This window comes from Agrobacterium vaccinii, from assembly GCF_021310995.1.
GTDB classification, from domain to species: Bacteria; Pseudomonadota; Alphaproteobacteria; order Rhizobiales; family Rhizobiaceae; genus Agrobacterium; species Agrobacterium vaccinii.
This window is the reverse complement of the sequence record NZ_CP054150.1, coordinates 1,582,375-1,594,085: the sequence shown is the minus strand read 5'-3', so window position 1 is coordinate 1,594,085 and position 11,711 is coordinate 1,582,375. Positions and strand designations below refer to the sequence as shown.

The following is an 11,711-nucleotide window of genomic DNA, read 5'->3' as shown; positions in this document are numbered from 1 at the left end:
GAAAGGCGAGGGGCGCGGGCTTTACATCCGCGCCCCTCGCATTTATTCAGCCATCGAGTTTTAATGCCAATTTCCATGAAAGCGAAGTATCTGCGAAATGCGCAATGAGATCGTGAACGTCGTCGACGAAATCAGGCAGGCCATAAGCCTGCTGAGGAGGCATCTTTGACTGGGACCAGGCGATAAGACGACTGGACTGGTTGAACAACAAGGCCGAAGACCCGAACCTCTGGAATGACGCGACAGAAGCGCAGAAGCTGATGCGCGAGCGCCAGCAGCTTGACGAATCCATCCATGGCGTCAAAGCCCTCGAACAGCAGGTCAACGACAATGTCGAGCTGATCGAGATGGGTGAGGCGGAAGGTGATGCCGACATCATCAAGGAAGCCGAAGACGCTTTGAAGACGCTGCGAAGCGAGGCGAACCGCCGTCAGGTGGAAGCCATGCTTTCGGGTGAAGCCGATAGCAACGATACTTATGTCGAAGTGCATTCCGGCGCCGGTGGCACGGAGAGCCAGGACTGGGCCAATATTCTGCTGCGCATGTACACGCGCTGGGCAGAGCGTCAGGGCTACAAGGTCGAAGTTCTGGAAGTTCATGAAGGCGAAGAAGCGGGCATCAAATCCGCGACCATTCTGGTCAAGGGCCACAATGCTTTCGGCTGGATGAAGACGGAATCGGGCGTTCACCGTCTCGTTCGCATTTCGCCTTACGACAGCAATGCGCGCCGACACACCTCCTTTTCGTCCATCTGGGTTTACCCGGTTGTCGATGATTCGATCCAGATCGACATCAACGAAAGCGATTGCCGCATCGATACCTATCGCTCGTCGGGTGCGGGCGGACAGCACGTCAACACGACCGACTCGGCTGTGCGTATCACGCATATTCCAACCGGCATCGCGGTGGCCTGTCAGCAGGAACGCTCCCAGCACAAGAACCGCGCCAAGGCGTGGGAAATGCTGCGTTCGCGCCTCTACGAAGCCGAGTTGATGAAGCGGGAAGCCGCGGCCAATGCTCAGGCCGCATCCAAGACAGATATCGGCTGGGGCCACCAGATCCGCTCCTACGTTTTGCAGCCCTACCAGCTGGTCAAGGATTTGCGCACGGGCGTGGAAAGCACCGCGCCGAGCAACGTGCTCGATGGTGAACTGAACGAGTTCATGGAAGCAGCGCTCGCCCACCGCATCAGCGGCGGTGCAGACGTCGAAGTCTCCGACATCGACTGATCTCAGGTGTTGTGCTTTGTGACGACATTGGCCTCTCGCATGTCTTGCGGGAGGCTTTTTGATTTGGAGCCCAATTTACAGGGGAGCGGTGTAGCGTGAAACAGGTTCTCTATATCGTCGATGTGCAGCCAAGCTTCGATCCGCCTGCGGACCTCGTCAGCAACATTGCCCGCCTTGCCACGCTGCTGCCGAGTGTCGCAAGCGTCGAGCGGCATGATGAAAGCATCACGCCTTTCGAGAGCCAGTTGGGCTGGAAGCCGGGTGCTTCAGATAATTCACTGGTCGCTGCCGACCGCGTCTTTATCAAGCATGGGTATGCCCCACCGAGAGAAGCCGTTGACTACCTAGTGTCGTTGAAGCCAGACCGTGTGCTCGTCTGCGGCATTCAGGCTGATACCTGCGTTCTTGCGGCGGGGTTCAGCTTTTTCGACGCCGGGTTACGCCCAACGCTGATACCGTGGCTGACCGTCGGTTCCAGTCTCGACCGCAGCGGCGCGCTGGGCGCTCGCCTCTGGAAACATCATTTCGGTGCTGTGTTGGAGAGGCCGGAGGACATCGGCCTCTGATCGCCCACTCAGTTCGAGGCTTTCTCGATCTTCATGTCGCCGAGTTCATCGATCAGAACCGTCCATGCATCTGCATCTTTTTGCGTGGGGTTCGTTTTCAGGTGAACAGTGACGAAAAGGCCTGGAACATCGGAGGCACCGGCGGAGCTTTCCGGGCGGATGTCGGTCACATAGGCCTCCATCTGGGTGAATTCTTCCAGCTCGACGGTCTCAACAAGGCTGGGACCATTTGCGGTGTAGGCGATCTGCTGAAGGTAAATCTTCGCTGTTCCATCGGTCTGGCGCATGGCGATGACCTTATAATAGCCGCGTGTTGGCTCAGCCGATCCTGCTGACTTGTTTTCAACCTGGGCTTGGGCATCCTGTTCCCACATACCGCTGCTTGCCACGAAAATCGTGGAGACTGGCAGGGCGTCGATGCCGGGTCCTTGCGTCTGGGCGTGAGCCACGCAGAGGCTGGCAGCGAGAAATGTGGCGGCGAGGAAGCTTTTGATCATCGTTATCTTCATCAATTCGTAAACTGTTCGGCAAGCACCCTGTCCGACCATGATCGATCCGGGTCCGAGAGAATTTTTGCGGTTCTGTCCTGGGATTGCGCTATGCGCACGGTTTGCACCGACTTGACCTCCGTGTGGTCGGCAACGGCGTTGACCGGACGCTTTTCGCTCTCCAGAACGTGGATATCCACCGTTACCTTATTTGGCAGCAGAGCGCCACGCCAGCGGCGCGGGCGAAACGCACTGACCGGCGTCAACGCCAGAAGCGGCGATTCGAGCGGCAGGATCGGACCGTGCGCCGAGAAGTTATAGGCCGTGGAGCCCGCAGGTGTTGCCACCATCATGCCATCGCAGATCAGCTCTTCCAGCCGTGTCTTGCCATCCACATCCACCCGCAGTTTTGCGGCCTGGTGGGACTGGCGGAACAGACTGACTTCATTCATGGCAAGCGCCGAGAAGTCTTTGCCATCGGCATCGATGGTGGTCATGCGCAACGGGTGAAAATCATTGCCGGTGGCAATCGCGATCCGCTCCGGTAACCCTTTGACCCGGTAGTCATTCATCAAAAACCCGATCGAGCCACGATTCATGCCGTAGACACGCTTGCCGGAGTTCATGGTCTCGTTGAGGACCTGCAACATGAAACCATCACCGCCCAGCACCACGATGACATCGGCTTCATCGAAAGAGGCATTGCCGTAATGCGTGACAAGTTCGTCCCGCGCACTTTGCGCATTGTCGGTGGTCGAAGCAACGAAACACAGACTCTCAGTTGAACGCGACATGCAGTCACCCCTGTTGATGGCCTTTGGTACATGAAGACCTGCTGTCAGGACAAGCTCTTTAAAATGCACCGGCCACGTCCACAGCTTCTTGAGTGCTTGCGTATAAACAGGGTTGCAGTGCCCAGTCAGGTCAGGCAGTTTGCGGGGCATTGCAGGTGCCCAGGGAGTGGGATGTGGCGATAGAGTACAGTATCTACGATGTCTTCACCCGCCAGAAACTGGCTGGGAACCCGCTGGCCGTGATGTTCGGCGCAGATGGTCTGGATGACGATACGATGCAGGCCATCGCGCGGGAGATGAACCTGTCGGAAACCGTTTTCGTCACGCAATCCGATAACCCTTCCTATGCCGCACTCCTCAGAATATTCACGCCTGCATCGGAGCTGCCTTTTGCAGGGCACCCCACAGTGGGTGCTGCCATTGCCATCGCTGAACGAAATCACAGTCAGAGCTCTGCCGATATGGTGACTGTGCTGGAGGAAAAGGTCGGACCCGTCAGATGCGCCATCCGTGTTCGTGAAGGCGAGGCGAGCTTTGCCGAATTCGACCTGCCGCGAAAATCGTCGTGTTTCGACCTGCCGCTTTACAATGATCAGCTTGCCGATGCTCTGGGCCTTGCAGAGGCACAGCTTGGCTTTGAAAACCACCACCCGTCGATCTGGACTGCGGGCGTCCCCTTTCTCACCATTCCCGTGCACAACATTGCGGCGATGGAGGAAGTGGATTTCGATGCGAGCCTGTGGCTTAAAAATGCGCCGCTTGTCGAGGGACGGCTGACATCTGCTTATCTCTACTGTCGCGGCGGCGTGAACCATGCGGCGAAATTCCACGCCCGCATGTTCTCGCCCGATATGGGCATTTCAGAAGACCCGGCGACCGGCTCCGCGGTCGCAGCGCTTTCCGGTGCTATCCATCACTTCGACAGGTTGGCCGATGGGCACTACCCGATGTTGATAGAGCAGGGTGTCGAAATGGGACGCCCATCGCATATTCATCTCACAATGGATGTGAAGGAAAACGAGATTTCCCGCGCCCGAATCGGCGGTCATGCCGTGCGTGTTGCCACAGGTGTCTTCGATATCTGAGACTTAGCGCAAAACGTGCAAGGTTTCATCCAAAGCAATCACGAATTCGTGACTGTATAAAGTATTTTTTCGAAACGAATTGTTAACCTTTGCTTGCGTGACGCAGGAACCAAAGGTCTCGCCCTCCGTTAATTTGGAGAAGGAGAGGTAGCATGAAATTGCAAAACAGCTCGAACATCAGACGGATATTGCAGGCGGCCAACACGACTTCGGCCTCCACATACAAGCCGCTCATCGTTCCTCTGAGCGGAACATATGTGGCGATGATTTTCCGCCGGTCGCTCAAGGCAAGACTTGAACTCAGCAAGAGCTAACCCGGATTTGCAAGCTGCCTAGCACGAACGTGTGATTCCAAGACAATCAGTTTGATGAATATGTTGCTAATATAAACAAAGAAGGGAGAATGACATGAAGCCAGTTCTCATTATCGCAGCCATGATCGGCTTTTCCGCTTCTGCGGCCATTGCCGACGGCGTCGTCAACAAGAACATGAACGCATCGATCCCAGTCGACCGTGAGTTCAAGACAGCAAGCATAACCCCACCGGTTGAACCCGCACAAAAGCCAATCCTGGTTCTCAAGAAGACCGATCGACTGCCCGGCAACGCAGAAGCAGCGATTGCCTCACCTCAGTCAGCACTTCTAAGAATGCAGTAAGCCAATGCGAACACCTGTTTCAAAAAATCCCGTGCGGACATGATCTCGCACGGGATTTTTTGTGTCAGCAAACTTAGTTCGAAGTACATGCGGTTAGAAAGTAGGGCGCGTGTCAGCCCCTTAGCTATCCAACCGAAGCGACAACTGCCGTCCACCATTCTTTTTCAAAATATAAAGTGGCTTGACCGTCACCATTTCGGCGCGGCGCTGCAATTCGCGACGCCGTTCCAACGCGCGCTCGCGAAGGCTGCGTGACTGTGCGACGAGAGACATGGCGTGTTCAATGGTTTTATCTGCTGCGTTCATTGCTGCAACTCCATATGTTCACTTTATGTTCTATTATTTTGCGACAGTTGTCAAGTGCTGGCGTGTTTATAGCGAAGTGGACGAATCGGAGTTGGCTTGGGAGATGAGGATGCTGTCATCCTCGCTTGACGCAATTCGGGAGACGAAGCTCTCGACCGAATGCCTTGAATCAAAAACGGCGCCCGAGGCGCCGTTCTGATTACCTGTCGCTCAGCCATTCAACGCCCGTGGGAGGTCGGTTGGCGGAATGGCCCTTTACGCTGATTAGCGGAACGAACGGGAAGCAACGTTGCGGATGTCGTAACGTGTCAGGCCGATGTCGCTGAGGGCCTGGTTGGAAAGGCTACCCAGCTCATTGATTGTGCGGCGGTAGCTGATCCAGTTTTTTGCAATGCGGATAGGGTTCATGGTCGTTTCCTCGATCTATGTTCTGTTTGACTTCGAATTAGGCTGCCGAGGCGTTTCTGTCTGCGCTCTCTGCTGTTGATGTGTATATACATATGCAGACCAAGGATGTGGAGTGCAGAATTTAGGCGACTGCCATGCATTTGTGCAGTGCGTCGGCTAATTTTCAGCCATTTCCATGGTAATGGGTGTTTTTTAAGCGCGATCGCTCGAGCGCTAAATGCCAACGGCGCATGGGAAGTGCAGACAAAGAAAAAGAAAAAGAAAAAGGCCCGGAGCCGAAGCTCAAGACCTTTTTTAAAAACGTACCATAACCAGAGGCTGATGCCTCCGATATTCTGTTTATATATTAGATGCCGACGGCTGTGCGTGCAACGCGACGGATATCGCTGCGGCCGATGCCGAGGTCGCTGAGTTCGCGGTCGCTCATGCGGCCCAGTTCAGTTACGGTCTGACGGTACTTGCGCCAGTTGTTCAGCGAGCGAGTGATGTTCATGATCGTGTCCTTCGTTTCGTCTTTGAGCGCCGCTTGGGTCAGCGCTGCTTTGATTTCCTGAGACCGAATATAATCGGTTTAGGAGAAACAAAAACAGACAATGAAGTATGCCACCTATGCATTCAGCGCATTGCCGCGCCTGAAAACGCCGACGCTTCGTTAATAAATGCATAATTTGAGGGCAGTGTGAGCGTCTAGGTGGCTCCGACTGAGTGGAGATGCCCAACATTGCACAATATCTATTGCTGTTCGTGATCCTCGCGACTCATATGTCGTACGCATTATTCCGTGGCTCATCTGGTCGCTTGATAAGCCCGAGCCGACCGATAAATCTTGGGAGGGGCGGGCAAAACCCGGCAAATAGCGACGTAAAACCGTCATTTTCCCTTTGCGCTCCAGAAAACGGGTGATATAGAGACGCGCGCTCCGGAAGGCCTCGTGTGCCAGATGTTGTTTATGCAGGATTCAAGAGCGCGGGTATGGCGGAATTGGTAGACGCACCAGATTTAGGTTCTGGCGACGAGAGTTGTGGGGGTTCGAGTCCCTCTACCCGCACCACATGAATCGCCGGGAAGATGCGTGGAGATTTTCTTCGCGGCTTCCTTGGCTCAAGCGCAGTTTTTGCTCGGCAAAATGCTTGTGCATGCACTTTATATAGCAACGGCCGGTGAATTTAGATTCCGGCGCTGTGCTCGAAAGTAAACCAACGGCTGTCTGAGCACCGCCGCCATGATGTGAAGGTATGAAAATGCAGGTTATCGAAACGCTCGCTGAAGGGCTGAAGCGCGAAATCAAGGTCGTAATTCCGGCCGCCGATATGAAGTCTCGCCTTGACGAGCGCCTGGTCGACGCCAAGGACAAGGTTCGCATCAACGGCTTCCGTCCAGGCAAAGTGCCTCTCGCGCACCTGAAGAAGATGTACGGCAAGTCCATCATGGCTGACCTCGTCAATGAACTCGTTCGCGACAAGCCATCCGAGATCATTTCCGGTCGTGGCGAAAAGTCTGCAACGCAGCCTTCGATCTCCATGACCGAAGATCAGGACGAAGCCGACAAGATCCTGGCTGCTGAAGCCGATTTCGAATTCAATCTTGCATACGAAGTCATTCCTGCGATCGAACTGAAGTCGAACGAAGGCATCAAGGTTACGCGCGAAGTCGTTGAAGTCACCGAAGACGAAATCAACGAGCAGATACTCAAGATCGCTGAAAGCGCTCGCACGTATGAAGCCAAGGACGGCGTTGCCGCTGAAGGCGACCGCGTCACCATGAATTACCTCGGCAAGGTCGATGGCGTGGCCTTCGATGGCGGCGCTGCCGAAGATGCAGAGCTCGTAATCGGTTCCGGTCGCTTCATTCCTGGCTTTGAAGACCAGCTGGTCGGCGTCAAGGCTGGCGATGAGAAGGCTATCACTGTTACCTTCCCGACTGAATATCCTGCTGCAGAACTTGCTGGCAAGGAAGCCGTGTTCGACATCACCGTCAAGGAAGTTGCATCTGCAGCAGCCGTTGAAATCAACGACGAACTGGCGACCAAGCTCGGTCTGGAATCGGCTGAAAAGCTGAAGGAAATCGTACGCGGCCAGATCGAAAGCCAGTACAGCAACGTTACCCGTCAGAAGGTAAAGCGTCAGATTCTCGACCAGCTCGACGAAGTCTACAAGTTTGAGACACCGGCTGGCCTGGTTGACGCCGAGTTCGACAACATCTGGCGCCAGATCAACACCGATCTCGCACAGTCCGGCAAGACATTTGCCGACGAAGACACGACGGAAGAAGAAGCACGCGAAGAATACCGCAAGCTTGCAGAACGTCGCGTTCGTCTCGGCCTCGTTCTCTCCGAAATCGGTGAGAAGGCAGGCGTTGAAGTAACGGAAGAAGAAATGCAGCGCGCGCTGTTCCAGCAGTTGCAGCAGTTCCCTGGCCAGCAGAAAGAAATCCTCGATTTCTTCCGCAACACACCAGGCGCTTCCGCTTCGCTTCGCGCACCGATCTTCGAAGAAAAGGTCATCGACAAGCTGCTCGAAGAAGTCTCCGTCACGGACAAGACCGTAACGAAGGAAGAGCTGCTGGCTGAAGACGCCGAAGAAGGCGAAAAGGCTGAGAAGAAGCCTGCCAAGAAGAAGGCTGCTGCCAAGGCCGACGCTGCGGAAGGCGAAGAAGCCGCTCCGAAGAAGAAGGCTCCCGCCAAGAAGAAGGCTGCTGAAGGCGACGCCGAGTAAGCTTCTTTCTCAAAATATTTTGAAAGGCCGTGGCGTGAGCTGCGGCCTTTTGCATTGCGTGCTGATAAACGATTTCCGGCTGCATGCGCATCATACAAAAGAGACGTTGAATTCGGTCGCGAGAAAATAGGTGAGGTCTGGGTTAGCTAGCGCTTTTAGCCGTGCCGTTTCGATCACAATGCAGCGCACAATGAATTTTTGCTGCATCTGCTCTTGTTCATCTGCCGTTCATCTGGCAGACTCGGGTCATTGATTTGCGGTCGCCAAGAGCGCCGTGCAAATCCGTCGTGCTTCGCGCGCGGCCCGGCTTTTAGCCCTCAGTTTCAGCTCTCCATTCGGCATCATCGACCGCTTCGTCATGCCGGATGATCAACCACGCGCCCGTCATTGCTGGCGCGGTCTGCCAACTCGGGACGTGTGGTATTCCATCGTCCAAAGCCGAACAAGGCGCGTCATTGCCCCTCCCAGCAATGATGTGCCTCCCAAAGCTTGAGGAACAGAAGTCATGTTTCAGAAAACCAGCGGCCTCTTGATTGCCGCGCTTGCCGTCATCCTTTCGGCTGGAACTGTCCATGCGCAGGAGCGGGGACTGATCTGGTCTCCGGCCAAGAATTCCGATCAATCCTATTCCGCACGGGTTGGCGCCAAGCTCCCCATCCAGACGCCAGTGCGTGCTGGGCTCGAAATGGGCATGAACGCGTCCGAAGGCGGGGCGCTGGTGGATACGCCGGTCAAGTTTTGGGGCAACGTCACGCTGCTGTCGTCCAATGTTCCCGGCGCGAAGGTTGCGGGTGACATCGCGGTTCTCATGAACGCCCTGACCGGCTCCAGTGCCTGGACCATGACGACGACGCAAAAGCGCATCGCAACCCCCGAGCTTGATGTAGAGGCCAATCGTAACATGACGGTGCGATATGATGGCACGGCGCAGCAGTGGAGCGGGCTCGATGTGTCGCAATCCATACGCCTGACCCGTTCGGAGACCGGAACCGCTTTTGTGCTGACAGGGGCCAGCCGCGAGACTTTCGATGAATTCACGTCCAGCGTCGCGCTTGAGCAGAAATTTGGTGAAAATCTCACCGTGACGGGCAAGCTCAATCAGGGATACGAAGACCGTTTTCGCCCCTCAGTCAACGCCCGCTACCAGATTCGCTGGTAGGGGCGTCCGTGCCTCAGGCGTTATTGTTCTTGATGTCGCCCATGCGGTTCCACGCATCGAGACCGGCGATCTTATAGGCCTCTGCAAGCGTCGGGTAATTGAAGGTGTTCTCGACGAAATACTCGACAGTTCCCTTGAGGTTGAGAACCGCCTGGCCGATGTGCACGAGCTCTGTTGCGCCTTCGCCGACGATGTGAACACCGAGAAGGCGGCGGGTCTTCAGCGAGAAGATCAGTTTCAGCAGACCGGTGTCCAGACCCATGATGTGACCGCGTGACGTCTCGCGGAAGCGGGCAATGCCGCATTCATAGGCGATCCCACGTTCCTTCATTTCCTCTTCGGTCAGGCCGCAGGTTGAGATTTCCGGCACGGCATAGATGCCGTAAGGGAAATACTTCTGTGGCTCCATGCCGATGGCACCGACCGCAACGCGCGCGGCAATGCGCCCCTGTTCCATGGACGTCGAAGCAAGGCTTGGAAAGCCGATGACGTCACCGGCGGCGAAAATTCCCTTGGCCGAGGTTTCAAAGGTTTCAGGATTGACGGACAGGCGGCCTCGGTTATCGGCGGACAGACCAGCGGCGGCCAGGTTGAGCGTATCTGTAGCGCCCATGCGGCCAGCAGCGAACAGAACCATTTCCGTCGTCAGCGTACGCCCGCTATCCAACGTCAGCATGACCTTGCCTTCCGGCGTATGCTCGACCTTCTCAGCCTTCTGGCCCAGCAGCAGTTTCATGTTGCGGTCGCGGAGTTGGTAGGTGAAGTCCTCGACGATTTCCTTGTCGATGAAATCAAGCATCGTCGGCTTTGGATCGATGATGGTCACCGCCGTGTCGAGCGCGCTGAAAATCGTGGCATATTCGATGCCGATAACACCCGCACCGATGACGACCATCGAACGGGGCAGCTTTTCCAGCTCCAACAACTCGTCGCTATCGATAACCGTCTTGCCATTGAACGGCATGTAATCCGGGCGGAAGGGGCGGGTGCCGACAGCAAGCAGAATGCTCTTGCCCTTGACGAGAACGACCTCGCCATCGTCCTTGCTGATCTCCATTGTGTCGTTCGTCACGAAGGCTGCCTTGCCGCGAATATGGGTGACGCGGTTACGCGCGAACTGGTGTTCCAGCACTTCGACTTCGTGGTCCAGCGTGATGAGCAGGCGACGACGCAGGTCTTCCGCGCTGATTTCCTGCTTCACACGGTAGGAGCGTCCGTAGAACCCACGCTCGCGCCAGCCGGAGAGATTGAGCGCGGTTTCGCGCATTGTTTTGGAGGGAATTGTCCCGGTGTGCACGGAAACGCCGCCAACGCGGCTGCCTTTTTCGATGACGAGGACTTTTTTATCCAGCTTTGCCGCCTGAATGGCAGCACGTCTACCAGCGGGACCGCTACCGACAACAACAAGATCGTACTCGTTCATGAAAAATGCCTCGGAACAGAATTTCGATAGCCGGAGATCGTGTCTCCAGCGCGTGGGCGTCGCTGCTCGGAAAAGCGTGATGCCTTCTGATACGGAAAGTGATTCCCGTGTCGCTGCACCCAGAGTGCAATGCAACAAATGCCCGCGTCAATCTGTAGCGGAAGAATCTGACGGATTCGTAACCAATGCAGAAAAAGGCGCAAAATGAATATCGAATGACAATAGACGTGTTGCGCGGGTGCAAGTCACGGCAAATCGGTGCTGTTTTCCCGGTGTGTATGAAGCTTGGCAATTTCTTCCCGCAGCGCCACCAGTTCTGCCAGCACCTTCACATCGATCTTTTCGTGCAGGGACAGGACCTCGAGTTCGGACTTGAGATTGACCTCGTAATCCTTCGCGGCCTCGAAACGGTCACGCGTTCCCTGACGGTTCTGCGACATCATGATGATGGGTGCCTGAATGGCCGCCAGCATGGAAAGAATGAGGTTGAGGAAGACGAAGGGGTAGGGGTCGAACGCTTGCGTCGTTAGCACCACGGTATTGATGACGGCCCATACAACCAGAAAAACCATGAAGCTGATGATGAAGGCCCACGAGCCGCCAACGCGGGCTATGCCATCTGCGAGCCGCTCCCCGAAGGTGGAGTTCTTCGAAAATGCCGCGTTGGTATCTGTCGAAATGAGTTGCCGCTGATGGGCGATGTCGAGAATGTGCCGTTCCACATCTCCGATCTCTTTGGACGATCGTTTGAAATGAGAGGCGATATAATCGGGGATAGCAGGCATTCTTCGATCTCCAGCCAATGCTCAAAACCGCCCGGGACGACGGTCCGATAGTCTTGACGAGTAACCGGGGCCAATACCGAATTCAAATGAATTCGGT

The 11,711-nt window shown here is 55.6% G+C and carries 14 protein-coding genes and 1 tRNA gene; 8 read left to right on the top strand and 7 right to left on the bottom strand.

Annotated features, from left to right (window positions below; all coding sequences use genetic code 11):
* Nucleotides 1–97 precede the first annotated feature (97 nt).
* A protein-coding gene (gene prfB / locus HRR99_RS08040) for a peptide chain release factor 2 (RefSeq protein WP_233121064.1) occupies nt 98–1,229 on the top strand; the annotation gives its coding sequence in 2 pieces (ribosomal slippage) (nt 98–166 and nt 168–1,229; 1,131 coding nt in all).
* A 95-nt stretch (nt 1,230–1,324) separates the two neighbouring features.
* Nucleotides 1,325–1,795, top strand: a complete 471-nt coding sequence (locus tag HRR99_RS08035; RefSeq protein WP_233121063.1) for a cysteine hydrolase family protein — start codon at nt 1,325–1,327, stop codon at nt 1,793–1,795.
* A gap of 8 nt (nt 1,796–1,803) precedes the next feature.
* Here HRR99_RS08035 and HRR99_RS08030 read toward each other — a convergent pair whose 3' ends face one another.
* Entirely contained in the window at nt 1,804–2,292 is a 489-nt protein-coding gene (locus tag HRR99_RS08030; protein ID WP_233121061.1) for a hypothetical protein, read from the bottom strand.
* Nucleotides 2,293–2,303: 11 nt separating this feature from the next.
* Nucleotides 2,304–3,077 carry an NAD kinase gene (locus HRR99_RS08025; RefSeq protein WP_233121060.1) on the bottom strand — a complete coding sequence of 258 codons (774 nt, stop codon included), beginning with the start codon at nt 3,075–3,077 and terminating at the stop codon, nt 2,304–2,306.
* Nucleotides 3,078–3,250: 173 nt separating this feature from the next.
* Here HRR99_RS08025 and HRR99_RS08020 point away from each other — a divergent pair, with 173 nt between their 5' ends.
* From HRR99_RS08020 to HRR99_RS08010, 3 genes are all read left to right on the top strand, one after another.
* The gene (locus HRR99_RS08020; RefSeq protein ID WP_233121058.1) at nt 3,251–4,162 is read left to right on the top strand and encodes a PhzF family phenazine biosynthesis protein; all 912 of its coding nucleotides are present in this window, start codon (nt 3,251–3,253) and stop codon (nt 4,160–4,162) included.
* Nucleotides 4,163–4,314: 152 nt separating this feature from the next.
* On the top strand, nt 4,315–4,476 hold the full coding sequence (locus HRR99_RS08015) for a hypothetical protein (RefSeq protein ID WP_162698223.1): 162 nt from the start codon (nt 4,315–4,317) through the stop codon (nt 4,474–4,476).
* 94 nt (nt 4,477–4,570) lie between these two features.
* The gene (locus HRR99_RS08010) at nt 4,571–4,819 is read left to right on the top strand and encodes a hypothetical protein (RefSeq protein WP_233121056.1); all 249 of its coding nucleotides are present in this window, start codon (nt 4,571–4,573) and stop codon (nt 4,817–4,819) included.
* 120 nt (nt 4,820–4,939) lie between these two features.
* Here HRR99_RS08010 and HRR99_RS08005 read toward each other — a convergent pair whose 3' ends face one another.
* The 3 genes from HRR99_RS08005 to HRR99_RS07995 all read right to left on the bottom strand — a co-directional run bounded on the left by HRR99_RS08005 (nt 4,940) and on the right by HRR99_RS07995 (nt 6,026).
* A complete protein-coding gene (locus HRR99_RS08005) occupies nt 4,940–5,125 on the bottom strand; it encodes a hypothetical protein (RefSeq protein ID WP_112499888.1) in 186 nt (61 codons plus the stop codon).
* A gap of 264 nt (nt 5,126–5,389) precedes the next feature.
* Nucleotides 5,390–5,533 (bottom strand): DUF1127 domain-containing protein, encoded by a 144-nt coding sequence (locus tag HRR99_RS08000; protein ID WP_003515516.1) that lies wholly within the window; start codon nt 5,531–5,533, stop codon nt 5,390–5,392.
* A gap of 346 nt (nt 5,534–5,879) precedes the next feature.
* Nucleotides 5,880–6,026, bottom strand: a complete 147-nt coding sequence (locus tag HRR99_RS07995) for a DUF1127 domain-containing protein (protein WP_082453394.1) — start codon at nt 6,024–6,026, stop codon at nt 5,880–5,882.
* Nucleotides 6,027–6,499: 473 nt separating this feature from the next.
* On the opposite strand from HRR99_RS07995, the gene HRR99_RS07990 reads away from it, so the two are divergent.
* The 3 genes from HRR99_RS07990 to HRR99_RS07980 all read left to right on the top strand — a co-directional run bounded on the left by HRR99_RS07990 (nt 6,500) and on the right by HRR99_RS07980 (nt 9,406).
* A tRNA-Leu gene (locus tag HRR99_RS07990) sits at nt 6,500–6,584 on the top strand.
* 190 nt (nt 6,585–6,774) lie between these two features.
* Complete coding sequence (gene tig, locus HRR99_RS07985) at nt 6,775–8,247, top strand: trigger factor (protein WP_233123455.1); 1,473 nt, start codon at nt 6,775–6,777, stop codon at nt 8,245–8,247.
* A 505-nt stretch (nt 8,248–8,752) separates the two neighbouring features.
* Nucleotides 8,753–9,406 carry a hypothetical protein gene (locus tag HRR99_RS07980; protein ID WP_233121055.1) on the top strand — a complete coding sequence of 218 codons (654 nt, stop codon included), beginning with the start codon at nt 8,753–8,755 and terminating at the stop codon, nt 9,404–9,406.
* 13 nt (nt 9,407–9,419) lie between these two features.
* Here the strand turns inward: HRR99_RS07980 and sthA are convergent, their stop codons facing one another.
* Both sthA and HRR99_RS07970 read right to left on the bottom strand, forming a co-directional pair.
* Nucleotides 9,420–10,829, bottom strand: a complete 1,410-nt coding sequence (gene sthA, locus HRR99_RS07975; protein ID WP_233121053.1) for a Si-specific NAD(P)(+) transhydrogenase — start codon at nt 10,827–10,829, stop codon at nt 9,420–9,422.
* Nucleotides 10,830–11,074: 245 nt separating this feature from the next.
* On the bottom strand, nt 11,075–11,614 hold the full coding sequence (locus HRR99_RS07970; RefSeq protein ID WP_233121051.1) for a DUF1003 domain-containing protein: 540 nt from the start codon (nt 11,612–11,614) through the stop codon (nt 11,075–11,077).
* Nucleotides 11,615–11,711 lie beyond the last annotated feature (97 nt).

Coding starts and splice junctions, on each gene's coding strand:
- HRR99_RS08030 (WP_233121061.1), bottom strand. CDS start 2,292: ATGATCAAAAGCTTCCTCGCCGCCACATTTCTCGCTGCCAGCCTCTGC.
- HRR99_RS08025 (WP_233121060.1), bottom strand. CDS start 3,077: ATGTCGCGTTCAACTGAGAGTCTGTGTTTCGTTGCTTCGACCACCGAC.
- HRR99_RS08015 (WP_162698223.1), top strand. CDS start 4,315: ATGAAATTGCAAAACAGCTCGAACATCAGACGGATATTGCAGGCGGCC.
- HRR99_RS08010 (WP_233121056.1), top strand. CDS start 4,571: ATGAAGCCAGTTCTCATTATCGCAGCCATGATCGGCTTTTCCGCTTCT.
- HRR99_RS08005 (WP_112499888.1), bottom strand. CDS start 5,125: ATGAACGCAGCAGATAAAACCATTGAACACGCCATGTCTCTCGTCGCA.
- HRR99_RS08000 (WP_003515516.1), bottom strand. CDS start 5,533: ATGAACCCTATCCGCATTGCAAAAAACTGGATCAGCTACCGCCGCACA.
- HRR99_RS07995 (WP_082453394.1), bottom strand. CDS start 6,026: ATGAACATCACTCGCTCGCTGAACAACTGGCGCAAGTACCGTCAGACC.
- tig (WP_233123455.1), top strand. CDS start 6,775: ATGCAGGTTATCGAAACGCTCGCTGAAGGGCTGAAGCGCGAAATCAAG.
- HRR99_RS07980 (WP_233121055.1), top strand. CDS start 8,753: ATGTTTCAGAAAACCAGCGGCCTCTTGATTGCCGCGCTTGCCGTCATC.
- sthA (WP_233121053.1), bottom strand. CDS start 10,829: ATGAACGAGTACGATCTTGTTGTTGTCGGTAGCGGTCCCGCTGGTAGA.
- HRR99_RS07970 (WP_233121051.1), bottom strand. CDS start 11,614: ATGCCTGCTATCCCCGATTATATCGCCTCTCATTTCAAACGATCGTCC.